Raw genomic sequence first — 24805 nt, forward strand, 5'->3', positions numbered from 1 at the left:
TCGCACCGCCGCTCGGCCGTTCATTTTGCTCTACCCCCACGCCCGGCATGTGCCGCTGCGGGTGCGGGCCTTTATTGATTTCCTGATTCAGGATGCGGCTGGCTGAAACGCTAGCCCTTGGCTTTTTTCAGGCTTTTCATCCGCTGCTTGGCGCGCTGCACGGCAGCCATTTTTTCCGGGCGTTTCATGCGCTTCCATTTGCGGATGTCGTCCTTGCTGCGGCCGCAGCTCAGGCACAGGTCGCCGCTCAACTGGCACACGGCGATGCAGGGGTTTTCGATGTCCTTGGCCATGTGTCAGCCGCGCTGTTCGATGTCGAACTGCACGTGAGGTGCGAGCGGATGCAATTCGACGTCGGCTTCTTGCAAAGCCAAGGCCGTCAGCTCGATCATCCGCTCACCTTGTCCGCTGGCCAGGGCGTGTTCCTTGGCAGCCCGGGTTTCGAAAACCCAGATCACCTGCAAACTGGAAGGGAAGCGTGTGTAATCGACCAGGTGGGTGAGCCAGGCAAAACCGACGATTTCGGCCTTGGCGGTCTCGCAAGCTTCGGTCAGGGTTGCGACCAGACGGCGGTCAAGCTGCGCCTGTTGGCGTTTGCTCAGTGGCATGGCGGTGAGGGTCTTTGCGGGAGGAGAGGCGATCATACGCTATCTGAGCGCGCCACCCGGAACTGGGCGCAGCGGTGCCGGGTCTTGCGCCAATCCTGTGGGAGCGGGCTTGCCCCGCGATCGAGCGCGAAGCGGTCGTGGTTCAAGCACGCTCCTACACCGGTGGCTGCGGGGCCTATTGAACGTTGTGCAGCTTCACCACATCACCCGAGACACGGGTGGTGTAGCCGGTCAGTACCCAGGCCCAGAACCAGTTTTCCTGGACCTGGGTATTGATCATCGCGTCGCCGCCCTTGGCCTTGATCGCGGCATTTTGGGCGCGCACGAAGCGGCTGTTCTGGCGCACTGGAATAAGGCCCAGGACCAGCAGGCCGGTGGCGCTGGCTTCGCTGTGGCCGATCACGGTGTACTGGTCGGCGTTGTAGTGCTGGGTTTTCATCGGGGTGCCGGTGCAACCTGCCAGGGCCAGGACGAACAGACCGCAGGCGACAACTTTGCTCAGGTTTTTCACTGCATAACTCCATGACAATTGGCCCGGGATCCATCTCTCGAGCGGCGCATACTTTACCGGATCAGCCAGGATCACGCTCGTCTGCCGGCGCTCGGGAGCAATGGATTTACCCGCGCCACACCGGCCACAGGTCGCTGCCCAGCGCCCAGTGGCCTTGCCCGGGCAGCAGGCGCACACCACCGACCCAGCGCTCGGGGGCCTGCTGCTCAAGCCAGTTGGCCTGGCCCGCCAGCACCTGCTCGCCCAGCGGGGTGAGGCTCAGGGGCCGGCGCGGCCAGTCCAGCTCGGCCTGCGCTTCGATGAGCAGCGGCGTCGGCGAATCGATCAGCGGGCGCAGCAGGGCATGGAACATCATGTCGCCCAGGTAAGGCAGTGGCTCGCGCTTGCCCATCAGTTCGGCAAACACCCGGCCGAACGGCACCTCGCCGAACTCGTTGATGATCTGCAGCGCCAGGCGTTCGCTCAGCGACAGACCGTCGTCCACGCCCGGCAGTTCCTGCAACTGGCGTAGCAGCGCCGGGGCGAGCAAGGGCAGGGCCAGGTCCTGGCGATGGGCCAACTGTGCCCAGGCCAGTGGCGAGGGGGCGCAATACGCTGCCCAGGCCTCGCGCGCCAGTTGCAGCATGGGCCCATCCACTGCCCGGCGCTGCGGCCACAACCAGGCCAATACGTCCGGGGCTAATTGGCCGATGCCGATAAACCGCTCGACCCCGGGCATTCTGTCAATCTCGATCAGCTCCAGGCGCTGCGGCGGCTTGGCCAAGCCGGCCAGCACGCGGATCAAAAACAGCTGGTCATAGGCATCCGCCTCGCACCAGAGCACCGCGCTGGGGCAGCCGTCGAGGCGGGCCAGGTCGGCGTATTCGGTGTCCATCTTGCGCTGCACTTCGGCGAGCTCCAGGCCATAGGCCTGGCTGATGTAGTCACTGCGCAGGGCGCGGTAAGGCGCTGTCGGCACGTCGCGCACCGGGCCCATCACCAGCGGGTCGCTGAGCATCTGAAAGGCGCCGGTAAAGCCGGCCAGGCGCAGGCTGTGGCTGATGTCGTTGCCGCAGCGCCAATGCTGGGTGGCGGCTTCGTCATCGGCAGTAAATTGCGGGTGGCGGGCGGCAAACTCGATGGCCTCGACATGCGCCTTGAGCGTGGGCCAGCTGGCAAAGCCCAGGTCGCGGGCAATCAGCCAATGGGCATCGGCCAGGCGCGGTGAAGCAGGGCCGAGCAGCGCCAGTTGCTCGGCCGCGGCACCGCTGCGCAAGCGCTGCAGCAGCTCCTTGGCGCGCTTGCGTTGTTGTTCGAGATTGATGCGCCCGTCATGGGACGGCGACGACAGTCGAGCAGGCATACGAACTCCTTATGCGAGCCTTGTCCGCTGTCAGGCCGGGAGTCGTAGACAAGAATGTGGGGTGTACAGCCTGGGCGCAGCCCTTTCCGCGGACGGGTGGCGTGGTTGACGCCGGCTGCGACTATAGGCCCGGCGCGAGAAAAAATAAACACTCAGTCAATAGCGACACTGCGCAGGCGCTGCGGGTGTACGCATTTCATGATGTCGGTTTTTTTGCTGTATATGCGTGACAGAATCAGGTCAGTAGGCTGTATGGGAGTGGCTTTCTGCGCTTTCGCCACTTGATTGAAGCGTTGCCCATCGACCTGTTGCGGATCGGCCTTGCTGAAGAACCAGTTGATACGCTGCGCGTAATAGGCGCCCAGGTCGCGCATGGCGCCATAGACCCAGGGTGAAGAGTCAGCGGTCATCATGACTGTGGAGTGTTGCGGAAAGAATGGACAACCGTCACTGGCAATGCCGTCTGCAGAGGTGAAGTTTTTCGCAATGAATCCGAGCAGTTCACATGACGGTGCGTCGGCGTAGTTCCAGCCCGAAGCGCGGTCGAATTTTTTGCAATGGCGCATGATGGTTGCCGCGCACTGTCCTTCGAGTCCGCGTTGGCAATCAGCGCCCATTGCTGTCAGGGCGTCCGTCAGCTGCGAGTTGGCCAGTGCCGGTTTGATGATGAACAAACGGGCGAAGTACTCGCCAGGCAGTACGGTTTGTTCCTCGCTGCGGCTACAGTCCTCGGCCATTTTTCCGTTGGACACACAGCCCAACAGGACAGGGTATTGCCAATTGAAAATGTCGTAGCCCAAGGGATAGTGACGGGTCTGGTTACAGACACTTTCCAGATCGGCCAGTCCTGGAACAGTCAGGTACAAACCTTGTTTGCGGATCTGGCTTTTCAGCCGGCACAAGTCACCCATCTCACCCTTGCGGTCCTGGGCATGGTCGGAAATTATGATGGTTTCGATACCCCGGCGGATCAGCGCGTAGGCCCCCAGGTTTTCCGATTGACCGCCATCGGAAAGGTGGATGAAAACCGAATCCCTGGACGGCGTGAAGCGGTGTGCGTAGTAAAGCGGCCAGGGCAGGAACTTGTGGCCAATGTAGTGCGCTTGGGTGTTGGCGTTGGCCGAGGTACTGAGGGTATTGCGGTACGACGTACCCCAACTCAAGGTCGTAGCCCCCATCAGGGCGCCCAGCAAATTACGCAGCGGCGGCTGGGTAACGGCCTTTTGTTGTGAATCGAGAAAGGCTGCCGAGGCGACAGTCGCTCGATAAGGGCTGAGGTCGGGCAGTTGCTTGTGGTGGTAGCCATACAATCCCGATCCCTGGGTATAGGGGGTAATCTCGAACACGCTCAGGTTGGCATCTGATTGTGCGCTGAAATCCCAAGGTGTTCTGTCTTCGCCAGCGGTGGCGTTGATGATCCACAGTGGTGCGCCGTGGCGCTGGTAAGCATTGTCGAGATCCGCAAAGGTCAGACCGATGCCCTGTCGGGTGCGGCCTTCGCGCCTGATCTGTACCGGGCGCTTGCCAATACGGTCACGAAATTCACAACCACCGTCGCTACATTTCACCGGACTTGCGGCGTAGGCCCGGGCAATACCGCTGTTGTAGCGATGCTGACTGACAGAAACCTCCAGCTCCCAGTCGAAGACGCCATTGACCAGCATGCCCAACGGCATCACCGCGACACTTTCGAGCCCCATTACCAGTGCATCTGCGCTGAAGCGGGTGTCTGTTTCAGTGGTGGTGTAGCTGGATGAGTCGTTGAATACATCCTGGAATCCGCGAAGAGCATTCTGGTAACGATAGCGATCATTGGAGACAGGGGTATCGTTGGTCAGGTTGATTGGGTCGCAGTCTTCGAGACGCAGATCATTGATGCCGGCCCTGACATATCGTGAAGGCAGGCAGTCGGCGAAGAACCGTGCCATCTGTTGCGGGGCATGGCTACCCGCTTCCGCCGGCGGGAGGTCGAAGCGCATCCGTGCGTAGTACCAAAGCGCGGCATAGCCACCGCCAGAGACACTCGACAGCGCATCCACCTCGGCCATCAAACCGCTGCTGGTCAGTCCTTGCAGGACGCCCATCGAGAATGCCGACGCTTTGGTGCCGCCGCCTGCCAGCGCCACGCCTAAGTGAGGAAGCTTTTCATCACGCAGTTCCGGTTCGAACTTTTTACGCAGGGTATCGGTAGCAAAGTAATCGACTGAGCCCATCCAGTTGCCTTCATCCCTGAGCGGTGATGATTTCTCTGCAAAGGCGGTACAGCCGCTCAAGGCGAAGAAGGATAGGGCTAAAGTGGCCGTGCTCATCCTGGCGTAGACCATAGGTGCCTCAAATCGGGTGCGTGATGTTAAAAAGCTATAGCACGGCTTTTCGCCACCAGCCCGAGTAACAGGCAATCGTCAGCTCCATGCTGACGGCCAGCGCTCCTGCAGCAAGTCGCTGAACACCTTCAGGCGCGGCGAGTGCTGGCGCGACGGCGGGTAGACCAGTGCCAGTTCACGCCAGCGCCCGGAAAACGGCTCCAGCACCGGCACCAGACGGCCGTCGGCGAGAGCCTGGCGGGCGACGAAATCCATCACCTGGACAATGCCGAAGCCCTGCAAGGCGGCATCGATCAGCGGGTCGCCGACATCGAACAGCAGCTGCCCGCTGACCTGCACGTCGACCCGCTTGCCGTGCTGGACGAACTGCCAGTCGACGCGGCGCCCGAGGTAGGGGTTATGCACCACCAGGCAGTTGTGCCGGGCCAGGTCTTCGAGGCTTTGCGGCATGCCGTGGCGGGCCAGGTAGGCGGGGGAGGCGACGGTCACCCAGTGCATCGGCGCCAGCGGCCGGGCCACCAGGCGCACATCGCTGAGCGGGCCGATGCGTACAGCGGCGTCGAAGCCTTCTTCGGCGAGGTCGACCAGGCGATCGGTCATGGTCGCATCCACCACCAGTTGGGGATGGCGTTGGGTCAGTTCGCCCAGCAGCGGCAGGATGACGATCCGGCCGAAGGCCGAGGGCAGGCTCAGGCGCAGGGTGCCGCTGGGTTCGCAGCGGCGGTCGAGCAGCAACTGCTCGGCTTCCTCGAAGCCGGCCAGCAAGGGGGCGCAACGCTCGCGCAGCAGCAGGCCGTCGGCGCTCAGGCTGACGCTGCGGGTGTTGCGGTGCAGCAGCTTGACCCCCAGTTGCTCTTCCAGACGGCGGATTGCCCGCGACAAGCCTGACTGGGTCAAGCCGGTGCTGGCGGCTGCGGCGGTAAAACTGCGCAGCTCGGCGACCTTGAGCAGCAGGGCAACGGTGTTCAGATCCATGATTAAAGTCATTACTGAAAGAACTGGCAGCGTATTTATCATGCCTGGCGCATGAAAGACACTGGCGCCTTCTTGCCAAGGATGCCCCGCATGTCGACTCCCACCCCGCGCCACCCTGCATTGATGCTGCTGTTGCTGGCGTGCGCCCAACTGATCATTGCCCTGGACTACACCATCGTTTTCGTCGCCTTGCCGACCATTGGCGAGCACCTGGCCATCGGCCCGCGCCAGTTGCAATGGATCATCAGCGCCTTCGGCGTGGCCTTTGGCGGCTGCCTGCTGCTTGGCGGACGCGCCGCCGACCTGCTCGGCCGCAGGCGCCTGTATCGGCTTGGCCAGGGCTTGTTCGCCATCGCCTCGCTGGCCGGCGGTCTGACCCATCAGGCCGAGATCCTGGTGCTGGCGCGGGCGCTGCAGGGGTTGGCGGGTGCCTTGCTGTTCCCCGCGACCCTGGCGCTGATCAACAGCCAGTACGCCGAAGGTGCGCCGCGCACTCGCGCCCTGGCGATCTGGAGCGCCGCCTCGGCCGCGGGCCTGGCCCTCGGCGCCTTGCTAGGCGGCATCCTCACCCAGTGGCTGGGCTGGCAGGCGGTATTTCTGGTCAACGTGCCGCTGGCGGGGGCTTGCGCCTGGGCCGCCGGCTACTGGATTCCGATCGACCCGCCACGGGCCCAGGGGCGCTCGTTTGATCTGGCCGGTGCCCTGACCATCACCCTCGGCGGCAGCCTGCTGGTGCTGGCGCTGATCGAAGGGCCGAGCTGGGGCTGGCAACGGCCGCTGTTCTGGACCGTGCTGGCGGCCGCACTCATCTGCCTGGCGGTGTTTGTGGTGATCGAAACCCGCAGCCGCGACCCGTTGATGCCGCTGCGCCTGCTGCGCACCCCGGGCCTGCGCGCGGCCATGGGCCTGACCGCAGTGTTCATGGCCAGCTTCAGCGTGCAGTACTACTTCCTGGCCTTGTACTTCCAGCAGGTCTACGGCTACAGCGTGCTTGCCAGCGGCCTGGCGTTTTTGCCGGCGACCCTGGTGTGCACCCTGGGCATCGGCATTGCCGAACGGGCGCTGGCCCGCCTGGGTTTGCGCCGCACCTTGATTATCGGCTTGCTGGCCGGCGGCCTGGGTATCCTCTGGCTCGGCTGGATGTTGCCCGGGGATGGCGCTTTTGCCCGCCTGCTGGCGCCGATTGCCTTGCTCAGCATCGGCCAGGGCATGACCTGGACGGCCATGTGGGTGTGCGCCGGGCAGGGAGTTGCGGCGGCCGAGCAGGGCGTGGCGTCAGGGATGGCGTCTACCGTCCAGCAGATTGGCGGGGCGTTGGGCCTGGCGCTGCTGGTGGGGTTGGCCAACCAGGGCCTCGACGGCTTGAGCGGCGCCGCCTGGCAGCAAGGCTATGCGCTGGGCTTGCAGCGTGCAGTACTGGTCAGCGGCGGGATCGCGCTATTGGGTGTGCTGATCGCCCTGGCGTTGCCTGGCAAGGTTCGCAGCACTTCAACAGAGGCTCAAGGCCGTTAGCCGGCTTTGACACACGGCACACTGGCGTCCCGACCCTGACTCACGGAACGCGCCGATGCCCCTGCACATTCGCCCCGCCACGCCCGCCGACGCCAGCGCCATCAGCGCGGTGATCATCCAGTCCTTGCAGCAGACCAACGCCGCCGATTATTCGGCGGCGCTGATCGCCCAGGTCGAGCAGAGCTTTACTGCAGAGCGAATACTGGCCTTGCTTGAGCAGCGCCAGGTGCTGGTGGCGCTGCTCGACCAGCAGTTGGTTGCCACTGCCAGCCTGCAAGGCAATGTGCTGCGCAGCGTGTTTGTGGCGCCAGGGGTGCAGGGCACCGGCGTGGGTCGCGCGCTGATGCAGGCGCTTGAAAACCTGGCCCGGCAAGCGGGGCAGATGGTGCTGCGGGTGCCGTCATCAATCACTGCAGAGGGGTTTTATGCCCGGCTCGGCTACGCCAAGGTCCGCGAGGTGATGGAGGGGGAGGAGCGGATCATCGTCATGGAGCGCGTTGTGCCGCGTTGAGCACGGGGTTGTCGTCGAATATCATTTGACATATTTGATTTGTGATCACATATTCGTATCACAAGAACGACAACACAGGCTTTTTTCCATGACCGACCGTCCCGTCCTGTTGCCGGCCCTGCGTCAGGTGTCCCGCGATACCCTGCAAGACCAGGTCTACCGGCAGATCCGCGAAGCGCTGATGAGCGGGCGTTTTCAGCCCGGGCAGAAGCTGACCATCCGTGGCCTGGCCGAAGCGCTGGGTTCCAGCCCCATGCCGGTACGTGAAGCACTGCAGCGCCTGAGCGCCGAAAATGCCTTTGAAGTCACTGAAACCTCGCGCCTGCGGGTACGGGTGATGACCACTGAACGCCTGCGCGAAATCCGCGATGCGCGGGTGGCCCTCGAAGGCTTGCTGGCCGAGAAGGCCGTGGCCCATCTGGGCGATGCCGACCTGGCTGAAATCACCGAGCTCTGCGTGCAGATGCAGGCCGCCGCCGACAAGGTCGACGTGCCGGCTTACCTGTGGGGCAACTTTGCCTTTCACCGGCGCATTTATGCCGTGGCCCAGGCTGAACTGACCGTCGCCGCGGTGGAGAATTTCTGGCTGCACATGGGCCCGTGCTTTGCCCTGGTCGCCCCGGACAAAGCCCACCTGCAGCGCTCGATGCAAGCCCACGACCGCATCGTCGCCGCCCTGGCCGACCGCGATGCGGCGGCGGCGCGGGCGGCGGTGACAGACGACATCATGCAGGCCGCCGACTCCCTGGCGCGCCTGCTGGTCAACAACGACCGTGCGCGGTCTGTTTCTGGAGTGAAAAAAGCATGAGCGTTCTCAAGCGTCTGACGCCGTATCCGGGCCTGCGGGTGTTGATTTCCGGCGGCGCCGCCGGTATCGGTGAAGTGCTGGCGGCGGCCTATATCGAAGCCGGGGCCAGGGTGCATGTCTGTGATGTCAGCGAGGCGGCCCTGGCGGCGTTTCGCGACCGCTACCCAGGCAGCGTCGCCACCCGCGCCGACGTCGGCGATGCGGCGCAGATAGAGGCGCTGTTCAAGGTTCAGCGCGAGCAGTTCGGCGGCCTCGATGTGCTGGTCAACAACGCCGGCATTGCCGGGCCTACCGCCGGTATCGACGCCATCAGCGACGACGACTGGCAGCGCACCATCGACATCAACCTGACCGCGCAATACCGCTTCGCCCACCACGCGGTGCCGCTGCTCAAGGACTCGCCCAACGCCCACCTGCTGCACATCGCCTCGGTGGCCGGGCGCCTCGGTTACGCCTGGCGCACGCCGTATGCGGCGACCAAATGGGCCATCGTCGGCCTGATGAAATCCCTGGCTTCGGAGCTTGGCGACAGCGATATCCGCGTCAATGCCTTGCTGCCCGGCATCGTCGAAGGGCCGCGCATGGACGGGGTGATTCGCGCCCGTGCCGCGCAAGTGGGGGTATCCGAGGCGCTGATGCGCGAGGAGTACCTGAAGAAGATTTCCCTCAAGCGCATGGTCACTGCCGAAGACGTCGCTGCCACCGCCTTGTTCCTCTGCTCGCCAGCTGCCCGCAACATCACCGGGCAAGCCATCAGCGTCGATGGCAACGTCGAATACCTCTGAGCTGTACCTGCGCTTTTACCGCACTGCTTTCTCGCCAAGAATAAAAACGGAGAACACGCATGTCCAAGAAACGCCCGGTCATCATCACCTGCGCCGTCACCGGTGCCATCCATACGCCGTCGATGTCGCCGCACCTGCCGATCACCCCGCAACAAATCGCCGACGCCGCCATCGGTGCCGCCGAGGCGGGTGCTTCAATCGTTCACCTGCACGCCCGTGATCCGTTCGACGGCAAGCCCAGCCAGGACGTCGAGCTGTTTCGCCAGTTCCTGCCGCAGATCAAGGCGCAAAGCGATGTGGTGATCAACATCACCACCGGCGGCGCGCCGACCATGGGTGTTGAAGAGCGCCTGCAGCCGGTGGCCCAGCTCAAGCCGGAGCTGGCCTCGCTGAACATGGGCTCGATGAATTTCGGCCTGTACGAAATGCTCGAGCGCTTCACCGAGTTCAAGCACGACTGGGAGCGGCCGTACCTGGAAGAGAGCGACGACCGCATCTTTCGCAACACCTTCCGCGACATCACCTACATCCTCAACGCTTGCGCCGAGAACCGCACACGCTTCGAAATCGAGTGCTACGACATCGGTCACCTGTACACCGCCGCGCATTTCCTCCAGCGCGGGCTGCTCAAGGCGCCGTTGTTCATCCAGTCGGTGTTCGGCCTGCGCGGCGGCATCGGTGGCCACCCCGAAGACTTGGCGCACATGCGCCGCACTGCCGACCGCCTGTTTGGCGACAACTATGAGTGGTCGATCCTCGGCGCCGGGCGCAACCAGATCCCCCTGGGCACCATGGGCCTGGCCATGGGCAGCAACGTGCGCGTGGGCCTTGAGGACTCGTTGTGGGACGGCCCGGGCAAGCTGGCGGCGTCCAATGCCGAGCAGGTCAAGCGCATCCGCACGGTGATCGAAGCCCTCGGCGGGCGTGTCGCCAGCCCCGACGAGGCGCGGGAAATGCTCAGCCTCAAGGGCCGCTACGCAGTCGATTTCTAGCTTGCCTGCATGCCCCGGCCGAGCCTGGCCGGGGATGTTCCCATCGCTGTCGTCACACTAGAGATTCGTGCCATGACAATTACAAGATCGCCCGAAGAACTGACTGTGCCCCGTGATCCTGCAACCCTCAACCGGTTGCTGTTCGTCAAACTCATGCCGTTGCTGATCGCCGCCTATGTGCTGAGCTTTCTCGACCGCACCAACATCGCCCTGGCCAAGCATCAACTGGATGTCGACCTGGGCATTTCCGCGGCTGCCTACGGATTGGGCGCCGGGTTGTTTTTCCTTACCTATGCGCTGTCGGAAGTGCCCAGCAACCTGATCATGCACAGGGTTGGTGCACGCTTCTGGATTGCCCGGATCATGGTGACCTGGGGCCTGATTTCCGCCGCCATGGCCTTCGTCCAGGGCGAGACTTCGTTCTACGTGCTGCGCCTGTTGCTGGGCATCGCCGAGGCCGGCTTGTTCCCCGGGGTGATGCTCTACCTGACCTACTGGTTCGGCCGCGAACAGCGCGCCCGCGCTACCGGCTACTTCCTGCTCGGGGTGTGTTTTGCCAACATCATCGGCGGGCCGTTGGGCGCGGCGTTGATGCAGATGGACGGCCTGATGGGCTGGCATGGCTGGCAGTGGATGTTCATGCTCGAAGGCTTGCCGGCGGTGTTCTTCGCCTACGTGGTGTGGAAGAAGCTGCCCGACCGGCCGAGCAAGGCGCCGTGGCTGAGTAGCGCTGAAGCCGAGCAGATCGAACGCCAACTGGCCAGCGAGGCCGAGGAGGGCGCCGGCCACAGCGGGCACTCGCTCAAGCAGTGCCTGACGCCGCAGATCCTGTTGGCGATCTTTGTCTATTTCTGCCACCAGATCACCATCTACACGGTGATCTTTTTCCTGCCGGGGATTATCGGCAAGTACGGCGACCTGAGCGTGCTGCAGATCGGCTTTCTCACCTCGTTGCCGTGGCTGGCGGCAGCGGCCGGGGCGATCGTCCTGCCGCGGTTTGCCAGCACGGCGCAGCGGGCGCGACGGATCCTGGTCAGCGGTTTGCTGACCATGGCCCTGGGCCTGGCCATCGCCTCCCAGGCGGGGCCGGTACTCAGCCTCTTGGGCTTTTGCCTGTCGGCGCTGATGTTCTTTGTGGTCCAGTCGATCATCTTCCTGTATCCGGCCTCGCGCCTCAAAGGTGCGGCGCTGGCCGGCGGCCTGGGCTTCGTCAACTCCTGCGGCTTGCTTGGCGGCTTCTTCGGGCCGTCGTTGATGGGCATGATCGAGCAAAGCACCGGCAATGCCGTGAACGGGTTGAAGTTCATTGCCGTGGTGCTGGTGGTGGCGGCCCTGGCGGCGCTGCGCTTGCGCCAGGGGCATGAGCGTAACAGCGCGAAGGGGAGAGCGCTCAACGACGCGCAGCGCCAATCTGCCTGAGGTTTTCACAGATACATTTGTGGGCGCTGGCTTGCCAGCGATGAGGCCAATGCAGTCAGCACATGAAGTGTTGACTGGATTACGACCGCTGCGCGCTCGATCGCGGGCAAGACCCGCTCCCACAGGATGGGCGCAGTACCTGTAGGAGCGGCGGTGCGGCGACCCGACTTGACCCGCGATGAGGCCATCCCAGACAACACAGCGCTTGACAGCCCACCCCCATCTCGTTTCCAATCCGCCCCCTCAGATCCACCACCCCTCATTATTTAGGTGAAGCCAGTGCCCCACGCCAACCAACACGCCTGATGCCGACGACGGACGTTTAAGCCTGTTGGTGCCTGCCTGCGCACGCACTTTCACCTGCCCGCTGTCGTCGGTTTTCGCCCTTTTGGAGAAGACCCATGACACTCGATATCCGCGAGCTCGCGCAGCTCGACCTGTTCAAATACCCGCGCACCCCACACCTGCAAAGTTCTCGCCTGCAATCGGGCGACAGCGACCATGACCAACTGCCTTACAGCGAACTGAAGGGCCAGTACCTGGTGGTCGAGGAAAAGCTCGACGGCGCCAATGCCGCGATCAGTTTTTCTGCCGCCGGCGAGCTGTTGCTGCAGTCCCGTGGCCATTACCTGGCCGGCGGTAGCCGCGAGCGCCAGTTCAACCAGTTCAAGCAATGGGCGGCCTGCCATGAACACTGGCTGCTCGAGCACCTGGAAGACCGCTACGTGCTGTTCGGCGAGGTGATGAGCAAGCGCCACAGCGTGTTCTACGACCAGCTCCCGCACCTGTTCTTCGAGTTCGATATCTGGGACCGCGAGGCGCAGGTGTTCCTCTCCACCGCACGGCGCCAGCAGTTGCTTGCAGGCGGCCCGGTGTTGTCGGTACCGGTGCTGTTCGAAGGCATCGCGCCGCCTCGGCTGAAGGACCTGCTCGCCCTGGTCGGCCATTCCCAGGCCAAGTCGCAACGCTGGAAAGACGCGTTTGCCGAGGTCATCGCCCGTCAGCAACTGGACTTTGCCAAGGCCTGGAACCAGGGCGACCGCTCTGACCTGATGGAGGGCCTGTACCTGAAAATCGAAACCGCCGAGCACACCACCGGGCGGATCAAATGGGTGCGCCACGACTTTGTCCAGGCCATCCTCGAAGCCGATGAGCACCACCTGCGCCAGCCCTACATCCCCAACCTGCTGGCCGCCGGTGTCGACCTGTATGCGCCCGAGCCCCAGGTCACCTGGGCCAGCCTGCAGGCCGCCGAACAAGGAGTTGAATGATATGGACATGAACACATTGCGAGCGCTGATGCCCGGCCCCGGCCGCGCGGTCGACTACCCGGCGCTGCTCGAGGCGATCCCGTCTCTGCGCGCCTTGGCGGCAACCCCGCAAGACCCGGTCTACCACCAGGAAGGCGACGTCTGGACCCACACCATGATGGTGGTCGATGCCTTGCTCGCCGACCCTGCCTACCAGCGCGCCACCCCAGAGCAGCAATTCGTGCTGTTTTACGCCGCAGTGCTGCACGACATCGCCAAGCCGTCGTGCACGGTGATCGATGAAGTCACCGGCAAGATCGGCCAGCCCGGGCATTCGCGCCGCGGCGCGGTAGATGCGCGCATCCTGTTGTGGCAGGCCGGGGCGCCGTTTGAGCTGCGCGAAAGCATTTGCCGGATCATCAGCGTGCACCAGTTGCCGTTCTTTGCCCTGGCCGGGGACAAGAGCGGGCGTTCGGCCGAGCAGATCCTCCATCGCCTGTCGTGGGAGTTGCCGGTGTGGATGCTCTGCGCCGTGGCCAGCGCCGACATGCAGGGCCGCGGCTTTGCCGGTAAGCAGGGGCTGCTCGATGATATCGAAGTATTTCGCCTGCTGGCCGAAGACGAAGGCTGCCTGGATCGACCCAAGGCCTTTGTCGACGATTACACCCGGCGCTGCTACTTTCGCGGTGCCTCGGTGCTGCCGCAGTACAGCCTGTATCGCGAGGTGCAGGGCTCGCAGGTGATCATGCTGGCGGGGCTGCCGGCCAGCGGCAAGGACACCTGGGTCAACCAGCACGCAGCGGATCTGGCCGTGGTGTCGTTCGACGATGCCCGCCAGGAGCTGGGCCTGAGCCATGGTGACAAAGGCCCGGTGGCGCAGTACGCGATCGACAAGGCCAAGGCCTTGCTACGGCGCCGTGAGCCCTTCGTGTGGAACAGCACGCACTTGTCGCAACAGATGCGCAAGAAGACCCTCGACCTGCTCTACAGCTATGACGCCGACGTGCGCCTGGTGTACCTGGAGCAGAGCGAGCGCGAGCTGATGCGCCGCAACGCCCGTCGCGACACCACGCTGCGCAACAAGGACATCGAGCGCATGTACTTTCGCTGGGAAGTGCCGACGCCGGTGGAGGCGGATCGGCTTGAGTATCAGGTGTGAGGCCATGCAGGTTATGTGGGACTGCAGGCAGCCATCCATGACCCTTCAAGGCATCCCGGAAATCCGCTTCAGGTACTGGACTCTGGCTTGCGTCTGCTTCAACAGGCAATGGGTATGGATGGTGGCGTAGCCGCTGCCGCCAACCGACTCATACGTCTCCAGTTCACAGCTGGCATCACGAAAGGCAATCCAGCTGCGCTGGGCTTTTTTCAGCGCCACGTCCTGGGTCGGGCGCCCGGGTGACGCGCCCTCGTCCTTGAAACGTGTAACCAGCTCCTGGTAGAGCTGATTCAATTGCCGATCGGATTTTTTCAGCGAGCGCTGCATGCATTCAAGCATCTGCACTTCGGTGTTGGCGCCGGGGCACAGGCTGCTTGCCTGGGCCGGGGTAGCCAGTGCCAGCAGCACGCCGACGCTGGCGTAAATCAAGCGATACATGGGGCGTCCTTGCGTTGAAGTTATTTCAGTTTATTGGTGTTGCGGCCAGGTATCGCCAATTACCAGCCAGCAGGCCTTGGACTGCACATGCACATGTTTTTGCCGGGCAGGCTCGAACGGCGTATCCAGGGTGCCCAGCGCAACGCTGACCCAGTCCGGATAATCGCCACTGGCATTGGCCCAGAACAGGCTCGCGCCGCAGCCTGAACAAAAACTGCGGCTGACCGTTGGTGAGGACTTGAACACCTGCAACATGCCCTGCGGATCGCTGCAGCTCAGGGCCGCAGCCGGCACGCTGGCGTACGTGGCGAAGGCTGCGCCATGGGCTTTGCGGCACTGGCTGCAATGGCAGTGGGTGACGGCTTTCAGCGGGGTGTTGATGTGGTAACTGACGGCGCCGCACAGGCAGCTGCCGTGAAAGTCGCTGGTTGTCGGCGCAGATTTGTCGTTGTTCATCCCTGGAGCCCGGTAGAATTTCGCCCGCGATCATAAACCAAGGACAGGAACACCACGATGCGTGAACGTAAATCAGCCCGGCTGTTAGTCATCAGCCCCTCCCGCAGCGTGTTGCTGTTTCGCTTCGTCCATCGCAACGGCGCGCTGGCCGGTGACGATTACTGGGCAACGCCCGGAGGCGGCGTGGAGGAGGGCGAAACCTTTGAACAGGCTGCCATTCGCGAGCTGCGCGAAGAAACCGGCATCGAGGTCGACGCGGTGGGCACGCACTTGAGCGAGCGGCGCTTTACCATGCAACTACCCAGCGGCGAGTGGGTCACGTCGGTCGAGCAGTACTACCTGATCCAGGCGCAGGACCAGCAGCTGTGCCGCCAGGGCTGGACGGCTTCGGAGGTCGAGGTAATGGCCGATCATCGCTGGTGGTCGGCCGAGGAACTGCGGCAAACCACCGACATCGTGTGGCCCGAGCGGCTGATTGAAACCCTTGAGTCGGCCGGGGTGTTCAGCGCCGCGCCAGCGCATGGCTGACGCATTGCTCGTAGTAGGTCTGCTGGATGGCTGCGGGCTTGAGACGTGACTGGCTGTTGTAGGTCTGTTCGGTGATGCCCATGGCGGTCATGCGCATCCACGGCTTGTTGAACTTACGCACCTGCAGGCGCTTGCGCGCGGCGTACAGGGTCACCCCTGACAGCTTCGACTGCTGCGCGCCGGCGGCAATCTGCGAACCCCAACTGCACATGTAGCGGTCATTGTTGCCCAGGGCCTTGGCCTGGGCACCGAGCGGGAGGGCGAGCAGAAAAAACGCTGCCAGGGTTAATCCATAAGCCCGCATAGCACCTACCTAACTTGCTGAAAAGAAAGCGAGTTTGCCAACGAAGCGGCTAGCAGGGGGCCAGCAATTTGCCTTATTTGCGCCTGAATTTTACAGCAGTTGCGCTTGTGGCTGACGGCCCAGCAGCAGGCTTTCTGCAGCAACGACGAAGGTGCTGCCCAGCAGCCAGAAGGCATCGTGAACCTGGCTCATGAGGTAGCAGGCGCCCTGGCTGTCGACAAACAGCGCGCCATGGCCGTGGTGGACATCGCCGATGCACACCAGGGTGGTGTTGAGCTTGTGTTGCATCCTCACGATGACTTTGTCGTCGTGCAGGGCGGGCTTGGCCCTGAACTCGATGTCGCCGGCAGCGCATTCTTCACCGGCGCCGCAGTGGCCGACGCACAGGCCGTTGAGGCTCAGCAGCAGCGTGGCCGCCGGATGGTTCGCCGGCACGCTGGCCGGTAGCGGGTTGTTGGCCGGCCATCCGGCGGCAATGAACAGTGGGCGTAGGGTGTCAGGTAGGTCGATTGGCATGTCTGCTCTCTGGTCGAATCCGTGCGAGGGGCCAGATTAACACGCCAGTCATCATTGCCCCGCTGCGCAGCGCTGGCAACATCAGGCTTGACCTCTACTTAAGTCGAGGTTTGATACTCGCCGCTCCCATCATTCGGAGCAGCACCATGACCGCAGCTTTCCACCTGTCCAACCCCGAAGGCCTCTATGATCCCAGCGCCAATGCCTACTCCCATGTCGCTGAAGTCGCCGCCAATGCCCGGCTGCTATACATCGCCGGGCAGGGTGGTGAGGACCTTGAAGGCCGCTTGTCGAGTGACTTTGCCGAGCAGGCACGCCAGGCCCTGGGCAATCTGCAGATTGCCCTGGCATCCAGAGGCGCAAGCCTGGCCGATGTGTTCAAGCTGACCCTGCTGATCGTCGACCACGACGAGGCCAGGCTGCGAATCTGGGGCAGCGAGGCCCAGCGGGCCTGGGGCAGCAACATGACCCCGACCTGCACCCTGATCCCGGTGCCGCGCCTGGCGCTCGACGGCATGATGATCGAAATCGACGCGGTCGCCGCGCTAGCTGCCGGGTGACATGTTTTAGCGATGGCATTGGCCCCGGCTTTTGTAAACAATAGCGCCCGCAAAACGCGCTGTTCGTTCACTTATCGAGATACCAATGCCGTCGATTCTTCCGCTGTATGAGGTCCAGCCATGAGCGACCTTACTGTCGAGCTCCTGCAAACCGGCCCCGAGCAGATCGAGCTGATCCGCAACCTCTACCAGTTTTACGCCTACGAGTCGTCGGACTGGGAACAGGAAGACGTCGAGGTCGATGGCCGCTTCTATGTGCATGACGAGCACCTGCAACGCTACTGGCAAGAGCCGCAGTGGAGCGCCAACCTGATCCTGGTCGACGGCTACATCGCCGGTTTCCTGCTGATCGAACGTAGCGAGCTGCCGGACCTCGACGCCCTGGAGCTGGCCGACCTGTTCATCCTCAAGCGCTACCGGCGCAAAGGCATCGCCAGCGCCCTGGCCAGCCAGGTGCTGGCGAGCGGGCAGAACCAGTGGCTGGTGCGTTACTACGACCAGGACGAAACCGCCCATGCCTTCTGGCGCGCGGTGCTCGACAAGCTGCCGCGGCCGGTACGCTCGATCGAACTGGACGACGAGCCGGAGCTGGTGAACTTCCTCGTGACCCGGGCCTTGCACTGAGCTGGCACGATCGCCTGCATCTGCGCCGCCCTCGGGCTGAAACTCACACCGACCGTTGTTGCCAGCGCCTGTCCAGGCTTGCCAGCGGATTGCCGAGCCGTTGCGGGGTCTCGCCGGTCAACTGGCACAGCAGCTCGATCAGTGTTTCGCCGTCCAGTACGCCTTGCTCGCGCAGCCGTTCGGCGAGCACCCGCAGCACCGGCCAGTAAGCGCGTAGCAGGCTGTGACAGCGACCCAGGGCCACGGGCTCGGCCTGCGCAACCTGGCGTGCCGGCAGCAGGGCGATCAGTTCATGGGCCCGGCGCTGGTCGCCGGCGCCACTGCTGCTGAGAAAGCGATCATCGGCGCTGTGACGGTAAATTGCCTCGGCCACGGGGCCGGCGAAGCAGTTGAGCAGGTCGCGTTCGATCAGCTCGATCATCGACGGCAGGTGTTCGGCGATGCCTGGCGGCTCGAAGGCGGGCAGGGGCACCAGGTAGTCCGCCTCGACCAGGCCCTTGACCGCCTGCAGGTTGCCGCGCAAATCCACCATCGGCCCGATCAGCGCTTCTGCCCGGGTGCGCACGGTTACCCGCCGGATCGCCAGGCCGTTCCACCAGAAGGCCAGGGCATGGCCGGCTTCGTGGTAGGCGGTGCGACGCGGACGGCTGTTCATGGTCATGACCTCAGGTGAGGCGGCTATCGCTACGATCTGCTCCTTCCCTGGGGTTGGTATAAGAGATTATGGCTATCGGCGGGCAATACTGCGTCTATTTGCTGACTGCCGGGGCCGCGACTAGCCTTGATGATGCGCTGGCGGGTGCCGGCCGGACCTGATGTGGAGATAACTAAAACGCTGGATACAAAGGTAGCTCACCCATGTCTACTGAATCGAAATGCCCGTTCAGTCATGCCGCTGGCGGTGGTACGACGAACCGCGACTGGTGGCCGAACCAACTGAACCTGAAGATCCTCCACCAGCACTCGCCGCAGTCCGATCCCCAAGGCGATGGCTTCAACTATGCCGAGGCCTTCAAGAGCCTGGACTTTCAAGCCCTGAAACAAGACCTGCATGCGCTGATGACCGATTCCCAGGACTGGTGGCCAGCGGATTTCGGTCATTACGGGCCGCTGTTCATCCGCATGGCCTGGCACAGCGCCGGCACCTACCGCACTGGTGATGGCCGTGGCGGCGCAGGCTCCGGACAACAACGCTTCGCGCCGCTCAACAGCTGGCCTGACAACGTCAGCCTGGACAAGGCCCGGCGCCTGCTGTGGCCGATCAAGCAGAAGTACGGCCGGAGCATCTCCTGGGCCGACCTGATCGTGCTCACCGGCAACGTTGCCCTGGAGTCCATGGGCTTCAAGACTTTTGGTTTTTCTGGCGGCCGCGCGGATGTCTGGGAGCCGGATGAAGACGTCTACTGGGGCTCGGAAAACAAGTGGCTGGGTGGCGATACCCGCTACGGCAAGGGCCCGCAGCCAATGCAGGAGCCCGGCGAAGGCACCCTGGTGGCCGAGCCCGAGCAGCACGGCAACGAAGAAAGCCGCACCGACCAGGGCCGCAACCTGGAAAACCCCCTGGCCGCGGTGCAAATGGGCCTGATCTACGTCAACCCGGAAGGCCCGGAAGGCAACCCCGACCCGGTCGCCGCCGCCAAGGACATCCGCGAAACCTTTGCACGCATGGCCATGAACGATGAAGAAACCGTGGCCCTGATCGCCGGCGGCCATGCCTTCGGTAAAACCCACGGCGCCGGCCCTGCCGATAACGTCGGCCCGGAACCGGAAGCCGCCGGTCTTGAAGAACAGGGCCTGGGCTGGCGCAACAGCTTTGGCACTGGCAAGGGCGCCGACACCATCACCAGCGGCCTGGAAGTGACCTGGACCACCACGCCAACGCGCTGGAGCAACAACTACCTGGAAAACCTCTTCGGCTTCGAGTGGGAACTGACCAAGAGCCCGGCCGGGGCCAACCAGTGGACGCCAAAAAACGGCGCCGGTGCGGGGATCATCCCCGATGCCCACGACCCGAACAAACGGCGCAACCCGACCATGCTCACCACCGACCTGTCGCTGCGCTTCGACCCGATCTACGAGCCGATCTCGCGGCGCTTTCTGGCCAATCCCGAGCAATTGAGCGATGCCTTTGCCCGTGCCTGGTACAAGCTGATCCACCGCGACATGGGCCCGCTGTCGCGTTACCTGGGCCCGGAACTGCCCAGCGAAGAGCTGCTCTGGCAAGACCCGATCCCGGCGCTCGACCATGCCTTGGTCGATGACAGCGACGTGACCGCACTGAAGGCCAGGCTGTTGGCTTCGGGGCTGTCGGTGGCCGAACGGGTGTCCACGGCCTGGGCGGCGGCCTCGACCTTCCGCGGCTCCGACAAGCGCGGCGGGGCCAATGGCGGGCGCCTGCGCCTGGCGCCGCAGAAGTTCTGGCAGGCCAACCAGCCTGAGCAGCTGGCCAAGGTGCTGAGCGTGCTGGAAGGCATCCAGAACGACTTCAACAGTGCCCAGGCCGGTGGCAAGAAAATCTCCCTGGCCGACCTGATCGTGCTGGCAGGCAGCGCCGCGGTCGAGCAGGCGGCCAAAAACGCCGGGGTCGACATCCGCGTGGCGTTTGCCCCGGGGCGCATGGATGCCTCGCAGGAGCAGACCGACGTCGAGTCGTTCGGTTTTCTTGAGCCCAATGCCGATGGTTTTCGCAACTACCTGAAGAACAGCTACCGGGTGCCGGCCGAGGCCTTGCTGATCGACAAAGCGCAACTGCTGACCTTGAGCGCGCCGGAAATGACCGTGCTGGTGGGCGGCCTGCGGGTGCTGGGGGCCAATGCCGGGCAAAGCAAGCACGGCGTCTTCACTCAGCAGCCGGGTACACTGAGCAACGACTTTTTCGTCAACCTGCTGGACATGGGCGTGGAGTGGAAGCCGGTGTCGGCGGCCAACGAAACGTTCGAAGGGCGTGACCGCAAGACCGGCGCGGTGAAATGGACCGGCACCCGGGTCGACCTGGTGTTTGGTTCCAACTCGCAACTGCGGGCGCTGGCGGAGTTCTATGCCAGTCGCGACGCCAAGGAGCAATTCATCAAGGACTTCGTCGCGGCCTGGACGAAAGTGATGAACCTGGACCGGTTCGATCTCAAGTAAGCCTCATCGCGGGTCAGTTCCGCTTCCACAGGGAGCGGAACTGACCCGCGATCGAGCGCGCAGCGGTGGTAATGCAGGCACCAAAGAGCCAATCAGCGCTGCGCCAGCCAGTAGTCATGCAGCGCCCGCGCCGCCGGGGCAATCGCCACCACTCGCTGTCGATGAAGGGCAACGTCCAGGTTCGCCGGCAGCTCGAATTCATCCTGCTCGGCCCAGCCGGTAATCACCTGCAAGGCCTGCATTTGCGCTTCAGGCAGCACCGGCCAGTTGGCAATGGCGATACCGCGCAAATAACCAAAGCACCATTCTTCCGCCAATGGCAGCGGCTGGCCCTGGTGTTCGGTCTGCTCAAGGCGCGGGGCAAATGCCTGCGGCGCTTCAACCAGCTGGGTGGCCAGGCTGTTCAGGTGACGGGCACACAGCTCGACGAAGCGCTGGCAGTCAGCAGCGTTTTGCCATTCCGGCATCTGCCCGCCCCAGATCGCCGGGAACCACTCGCTGATGTCCACCTGCACCGGGCTCGACACCAACGCAGTGAAGTAGCCGTCGAGCTCCGAGGCGTTGAGCACCGAGTGGTCATCGCCGTACTGCTGCAAAGTGGCGTCGAGGAACGCGAAGTCGGCGGCAGCCAGTGGCAGGTCGTGCATGGGGATCTCCTTGGCCGCTCAGGCGCGGGCAAAAGGCGGGGAGGATGAGGCTTTGTGCAGTGTAAATCCAGCCCCGTTGCTTCAAGTTGGGCCTCACCCCATGGGCGTCAGCTCCTGCAACTGCTCGGCGCTGGGAAAACCGAGGGTGCGAAAGCGTGGCGGGTAGAGCTCGCCGTCTTTGCTCAGCAGCCCGCCCAGCAGTGTTTCAACCTCGTGCCAGGCCACCACCTGGGTCTGGGCCGAGCCGTCTGCCTGGGGCTGGACCAGGATCACCCGGTCGGTTTGCGGCAACGAGGTGAACACGCCCTCGGTCCAGGCCGCGATCGAAAAGCTGCTATTGCCGTTTTCGGCGTCGCTGTAAAGCCTGTGGGTGGCGACGAAGATGTCCTCGGGATGGGCTTCGTGGATCTTGTCGAGAAACTCTTTTTGCGTGCTATAGATGCCGTGGCGCAGCAGCCGCTGCAGGTCGCCCAGGCGCGCTTGCAGGTGCGCGTCCTGCACCTGGAAGGGCACGATGCGGCGGTCGTGATAGGTATAGATCTGGCTCGACTGCGCGCGCCCGTGCTCCAGCGCGTGGAAGCTCAGCTCGACCATCTGCCGCAGATTGTCGGCGTCCTTGTCGCCGGTGACCATCAGCACATCGCGGCTGGGCATCATGAACACCGGCTGGCCCTTGAGCGCCAAGCGCTGCAGCACGTCGGGCAGCAGCACGCGGCTGGTGTCGTAGCCGTCCTTCCAGGCGCCCTGGTACAAACCGGGGAGGATCGCCTCGAAGGCATCGGGGCTGGCGTCGCGCAGGTTGTCCAGGGCAATCGCCAGCGCCTGCTCCAGGCTGATGCCCCAGTCCTGTGGCGGGCCGGCGGTCTGGGTCGAGGTGGTGTCGGGGTAGTCGATGGCCAGCAAGGTCACGCAGTCTTCGCAGAACGGCTGCCAGGCCATGGGGCAGGGCGAGTCCCAGCCTTGATGACGGACCTGATGCAGGCGGATCTCTTCGAGCATGGCCAGGTTGCGGATCACCGGCCGCAGCAGCGGTCTAACCTGCTCCAGGGGCTGCGCCGCGGTGCTGTTGCGGCTGTCGATCAGGCCGCGCAGGTAGCTGTCGAGCACCTGGGCTTTACGCGCCTTGTCGGCGTTCAGGTAGTCGCGGTAGGCGTTGTGCAGGTTGAAGTAGCTGCTACCGCCGTAGCGCAGGCGAAAGTCGTCGGCCTGATAGTCCAGTGGCTCGGCATAACCGCCGGCGCGCGCGGCCTTGATGAAGGTACGGGCAAAGCCTTCCTCGGTAGGCGTGCGCTTGAACAGCGTGTCGAAAAGTGCCCTGAACATGTGCGAAATCCTCCGTGAACGCGAAGTGCGCATGATGCTCGTGGTGGTGGGAGGGGTAAAGCTGAATATCTGCGCCTCGCCCAGGCCTGGCGGCCGATTTTGCACCTTCGCACGCGGCTGAATGCACCGCTGCCCGCTGGCTCCCCGTTCCGCTGTGGGCAATTTTGGTGCTAAATAGGCCGCTCAGGTAATTCGTCCAGACCCTGCAGCGTCATGCCGTGCAATGAGAACAACTATGCGAACCCATCTTCAAAGCCGTGAAATCCCCGTGCTCCAGACCCCGTGTGGTGTAAGCCTTAACCCAGTCAGCCATCAACCCTCGGCGGTAGCAGCATGATCGAAGTCACAGAGGTTTCCATTGCCCAGCTGCGCGCTGCGCTCGAGTCCGGCCAGACCACCGCGGTGGAGCTGGTCAAGGCCTACCTGGCGCGCATCGACGCCTACGATGGCGCGGACACTGCCACCAAGCTCAATGCTGTAGTGGTGCGCAACCCCGAAGCCCTGAACGAAGCGCAGGCTTCTGACGAACGCCGCGCCCAGGGCCAGACCCTCGGCCCGCTCGACGGCATCCCCTACACCGCCAAGGACAGCTACCTGGTCAAGGGCCTGACCGCCGCCTCCGGCAGCCCGGCCTTCGCTGACCTTGTGGCCTATCGCGACGCCTTCACCATCGAGCGCCTGCGCGCTGCCGGCGCCATCTGCCTGGGCAAGACCAACATGCCGCCGATGGCCAACGGCGGCATGCAGCGCGGCGTTTATGGCCGCGCCGAAAGCCCGTACAACGCCGACTACCTGACCGCACCGTTTGCCTCCGGCTCGTCCAACGGCGCCGGTACTGCCACGGCGGCCAGCTTCGCCGCCTTCGGCCTGGCCGAAGAAACCTGGTCCAGTGGCCGCGGCCCGGCCTCGAACAACGGCCTGTGCGCCTACACGCCCTCGCGTGGGGTGATCTCGGTGCGTGGCAACTGGCCGCTGACGCCGACCATGGACGTGGTGGTGCCCTTTGCCCGGACCATGGCCGACCTGCTCGAAGTGCTCGACATCGTCGTCGCCCAAGACCCGGACAAACGCGGCGACCTGTGGCGCCTGCAGCCCTGGGTGCCAATCCCCAGCGTCGATTCGGTGCGCCCGGCCTCCTACCACGAGCTGGCAGCCGATGCCGCAGCGCTCAAGGGCAAGCGTTTCGGCGTGCCGCGCATGTACATCAATGCCGACCCTGAAGCCGGCACCAGCGAAGCCCCGGGCATCGGTGGCCCGACCGGCCAGCGAATCAACACCCGGCCATCGGTGATCGCCCTCTGGGAGCAGGCGCGCAAGGCCCTGGAAGCGGCCGGTGGCGAAGTCATCGAAGTCGATTTCCCCCTGGTGTCCAACTGCGAAGGCGATCGCCCGGGTGCGCCGACCGTGTTCAATCGCGGCCTGGTGTCCAAGGAGTTCCTTCACCACGAACTGTGGGACCTGACCGCCTGGGCCTTCGATGATTTCCTCCAGGCCAACGGCGACCCCAAGCTCAACCGCCTGGTCGATGTCGACGGGCCGAAGATTTTCCCGCATGATCCGGGCACGCTGCCCAACCGCGAAGGCGACCTGGCCGCGGGCATGGACGAATACGTGCGCATGGCCGAGCGCGGCATCACCCCGTGGGACCAGATCAGCACCGTGCCGGACGGCCTGCGCGGCCTGGAACAAACCCGGCGCATCGACCTCGAAGACTGGATGGATGCGCTCAAGCTCGACGTGGTGATCTTCCCGACCGTCGCTGACGTCGGCCCGGCCAATGCCGATGTCGACCCGGCGTCGGCCGACATTGCCTGGAGCAACGGCGTGTGGGTGGCCAACGGCAACCTGGCGATCCGTCACCTGGGCGTGCCGACGGTGACCGTGCCGATGGGCGTGATGGCCGATATCGGCATGCCGGTGGGCTTGACCTTTGCCGGTCGCGCCTACGACGATTCGTCATTGCTGCGCCTGGCGGCTGCCTTCGAGTCGACCGGCTCCAGGCGCCTGGTGCCACCGCGCACGCCGGCGCTGGCCGGCGGCAAGTAAGCAGAAGGGGCGGGTAACCGCCCTTTTTTATTCCCCAG

Annotated in this window: 26 protein-coding genes and 1 pseudogene; 14 read left to right on the forward strand and 13 right to left on the reverse strand. The window is 64.0% G+C overall.

The features are described 5' to 3' along the window. Positions 1-10 precede the first annotated feature (10 nt). A pseudogene (locus tag LOY54_RS10760) lies at positions 11-106 on the forward strand (LysR family transcriptional regulator); the annotation flags it as partial. 4 nt (positions 107-110) lie between these two features. Here the strand turns inward: LOY54_RS10760 and LOY54_RS10765 are convergent. The 6 genes from LOY54_RS10765 to LOY54_RS10790 all read right to left on the reverse strand — a co-directional run bounded on the left by LOY54_RS10765 (position 111) and on the right by LOY54_RS10790 (position 5760). After that, positions 111-293: a DUF1289 domain-containing protein gene (locus tag LOY54_RS10765; protein ID WP_045201277.1), complete on the reverse strand. Its 183-nt coding sequence runs from the start codon at positions 291-293 to the stop codon at positions 111-113. A gap of 3 nt (positions 294-296) precedes the next feature. Next, entirely contained in the window at positions 297-608 is a 312-nt protein-coding gene (locus tag LOY54_RS10770) for a hypothetical protein (protein WP_045201278.1), read from the reverse strand. Between the two features lie 175 nt (positions 609-783). After that, positions 784-1119 carry a hypothetical protein gene (locus LOY54_RS10775; protein ID WP_258610365.1) on the reverse strand — a complete coding sequence of 112 codons (336 nt, stop codon included), beginning with the start codon at positions 1117-1119 and terminating at the stop codon, positions 784-786. Positions 1120-1225: 106 nt separating this feature from the next. Then, positions 1226-2461, reverse strand: a complete 1236-nt coding sequence (locus LOY54_RS10780; protein WP_258610366.1) for a DUF1835 domain-containing protein — start codon at positions 2459-2461, stop codon at positions 1226-1228. A 152-nt stretch (positions 2462-2613) separates the two neighbouring features. After that, positions 2614-4770, reverse strand: coding sequence for a patatin-like phospholipase family protein (locus LOY54_RS10785; RefSeq protein WP_258610367.1), 2157 nt, complete (start codon positions 4768-4770; stop codon positions 2614-2616). Positions 4771-4863: 93 nt separating this feature from the next. Next, complete coding sequence (locus LOY54_RS10790) at positions 4864-5760, reverse strand: LysR family transcriptional regulator (protein WP_258610368.1); 897 nt, start codon at positions 5758-5760, stop codon at positions 4864-4866. Positions 5761-5883: 123 nt separating this feature from the next. Between LOY54_RS10790 and LOY54_RS10795 the strand changes: the two genes are divergently transcribed. The 8 genes from LOY54_RS10795 (at position 5884) to LOY54_RS10830 (ending at position 14196) form a co-directional block, all read left to right on the forward strand. Beyond that, a complete protein-coding gene (locus LOY54_RS10795) occupies positions 5884-7272 on the forward strand; it encodes an MFS transporter (RefSeq protein WP_408980589.1) in 1389 nt (462 codons plus the stop codon). Positions 7273-7327: 55 nt separating this feature from the next. Then, positions 7328-7783 carry a GNAT family N-acetyltransferase gene (locus LOY54_RS10800; protein WP_258610369.1) on the forward strand — a complete coding sequence of 152 codons (456 nt, stop codon included), beginning with the start codon at positions 7328-7330 and terminating at the stop codon, positions 7781-7783. Positions 7784-7871: 88 nt separating this feature from the next. Then, positions 7872-8591, forward strand: a complete 720-nt coding sequence (locus LOY54_RS10805; RefSeq protein ID WP_045201285.1) for a GntR family transcriptional regulator — start codon at positions 7872-7874, stop codon at positions 8589-8591. After that, on the forward strand, positions 8588-9376 hold the full coding sequence (locus LOY54_RS10810; protein WP_045201286.1) for an SDR family oxidoreductase: 789 nt from the start codon (positions 8588-8590) through the stop codon (positions 9374-9376). The genes LOY54_RS10805 and LOY54_RS10810 overlap by 4 nt, the downstream gene beginning before the upstream one ends. Before the next feature lie 59 nt (positions 9377-9435). Next, positions 9436-10368 carry a 3-keto-5-aminohexanoate cleavage protein gene (locus tag LOY54_RS10815; protein ID WP_045201287.1) on the forward strand — a complete coding sequence of 311 codons (933 nt, stop codon included), beginning with the start codon at positions 9436-9438 and terminating at the stop codon, positions 10366-10368. A gap of 72 nt (positions 10369-10440) precedes the next feature. After that, entirely contained in the window at positions 10441-11787 is a 1347-nt protein-coding gene (locus tag LOY54_RS10820) for an MFS transporter (RefSeq protein ID WP_258610370.1), read from the forward strand. A gap of 401 nt (positions 11788-12188) precedes the next feature. Further along, the gene (locus LOY54_RS10825; RefSeq protein ID WP_213601685.1) at positions 12189-13058 is read left to right on the forward strand and encodes an RNA ligase family protein; all 870 of its coding nucleotides are present in this window, start codon (positions 12189-12191) and stop codon (positions 13056-13058) included. A gap of 1 nt (position 13059) precedes the next feature. Further along, complete coding sequence (locus LOY54_RS10830) at positions 13060-14196, forward strand: AAA family ATPase (RefSeq protein ID WP_258610371.1); 1137 nt, start codon at positions 13060-13062, stop codon at positions 14194-14196. Positions 14197-14241: 45 nt separating this feature from the next. Here the strand turns inward: LOY54_RS10830 and LOY54_RS10835 are convergent, their stop codons facing one another. Both LOY54_RS10835 and LOY54_RS10840 read right to left on the reverse strand, forming a co-directional pair. Further along, positions 14242-14634 carry a lysozyme inhibitor LprI family protein gene (locus LOY54_RS10835; protein ID WP_258610372.1) on the reverse strand — a complete coding sequence of 131 codons (393 nt, stop codon included), beginning with the start codon at positions 14632-14634 and terminating at the stop codon, positions 14242-14244. A 30-nt stretch (positions 14635-14664) separates the two neighbouring features. Then, the gene (locus LOY54_RS10840; protein WP_258610373.1) at positions 14665-15090 is read right to left on the reverse strand and encodes a GFA family protein; all 426 of its coding nucleotides are present in this window, start codon (positions 15088-15090) and stop codon (positions 14665-14667) included. Between the two features lie 57 nt (positions 15091-15147). Between LOY54_RS10840 and LOY54_RS10845 the strand changes: the two genes are divergently transcribed. Beyond that, entirely contained in the window at positions 15148-15618 is a 471-nt protein-coding gene (locus tag LOY54_RS10845; RefSeq protein WP_258610374.1) for an NUDIX hydrolase, read from the forward strand. Here LOY54_RS10845 and LOY54_RS10850 read toward each other — a convergent pair. Beyond that, positions 15593-15922: a hypothetical protein gene (locus tag LOY54_RS10850; protein WP_045201294.1), complete on the reverse strand. Its 330-nt coding sequence runs from the start codon at positions 15920-15922 to the stop codon at positions 15593-15595. The two genes, LOY54_RS10845 and LOY54_RS10850, sit on opposite strands and share 26 nt — an antisense overlap. A gap of 90 nt (positions 15923-16012) precedes the next feature. Further along, complete coding sequence (locus tag LOY54_RS10855; RefSeq protein ID WP_045201295.1) at positions 16013-16438, reverse strand: SUKH-3 domain-containing protein; 426 nt, start codon at positions 16436-16438, stop codon at positions 16013-16015. A 146-nt stretch (positions 16439-16584) separates the two neighbouring features. Here LOY54_RS10855 and LOY54_RS10860 point away from each other — a divergent pair, with 146 nt between their 5' ends. Continuing rightward, on the forward strand, positions 16585-16998 hold the full coding sequence (locus tag LOY54_RS10860) for a RidA family protein (protein WP_195883732.1): 414 nt from the start codon (positions 16585-16587) through the stop codon (positions 16996-16998). Positions 16999-17118: 120 nt separating this feature from the next. Then, a complete protein-coding gene (locus LOY54_RS10865; protein ID WP_093384263.1) occupies positions 17119-17622 on the forward strand; it encodes a GNAT family N-acetyltransferase in 504 nt (167 codons plus the stop codon). A gap of 43 nt (positions 17623-17665) precedes the next feature. Here LOY54_RS10865 and LOY54_RS10870 read toward each other — a convergent pair whose 3' ends face one another. Further along, positions 17666-18277, reverse strand: coding sequence for a hypothetical protein (locus LOY54_RS10870; protein WP_258610375.1), 612 nt, complete (start codon positions 18275-18277; stop codon positions 17666-17668). A gap of 203 nt (positions 18278-18480) precedes the next feature. Here LOY54_RS10870 and katG point away from each other — a divergent pair, with 203 nt between their 5' ends. Continuing rightward, positions 18481-20751 (forward strand): catalase/peroxidase HPI, encoded by a 2271-nt coding sequence (gene katG, locus LOY54_RS10875; RefSeq protein WP_258610376.1) that lies wholly within the window; start codon positions 18481-18483, stop codon positions 20749-20751. 92 nt (positions 20752-20843) lie between these two features. Here katG and LOY54_RS10880 read toward each other — a convergent pair whose 3' ends face one another. Both LOY54_RS10880 and LOY54_RS10885 read right to left on the reverse strand, forming a co-directional pair. Then, positions 20844-21398 (reverse strand): UPF0149 family protein, encoded by a 555-nt coding sequence (locus LOY54_RS10880; protein ID WP_093384250.1) that lies wholly within the window; start codon positions 21396-21398, stop codon positions 20844-20846. 93 nt (positions 21399-21491) lie between these two features. After that, positions 21492-22721, reverse strand: a complete 1230-nt coding sequence (locus LOY54_RS10885) for a hypothetical protein (protein WP_258610377.1) — start codon at positions 22719-22721, stop codon at positions 21492-21494. A gap of 333 nt (positions 22722-23054) precedes the next feature. Between LOY54_RS10885 and LOY54_RS10890 the strand changes: the two genes are divergently transcribed. After that, positions 23055-24767, forward strand: coding sequence for an amidase (locus LOY54_RS10890; RefSeq protein WP_093384240.1), 1713 nt, complete (start codon positions 23055-23057; stop codon positions 24765-24767). Positions 24768-24805 lie beyond the last annotated feature (38 nt).

It is taken from the genome of Pseudomonas sp. B21-032, from assembly GCF_024748965.1.
Lineage (GTDB): Bacteria > Pseudomonadota > Gammaproteobacteria > Pseudomonadales > Pseudomonadaceae > Aquipseudomonas.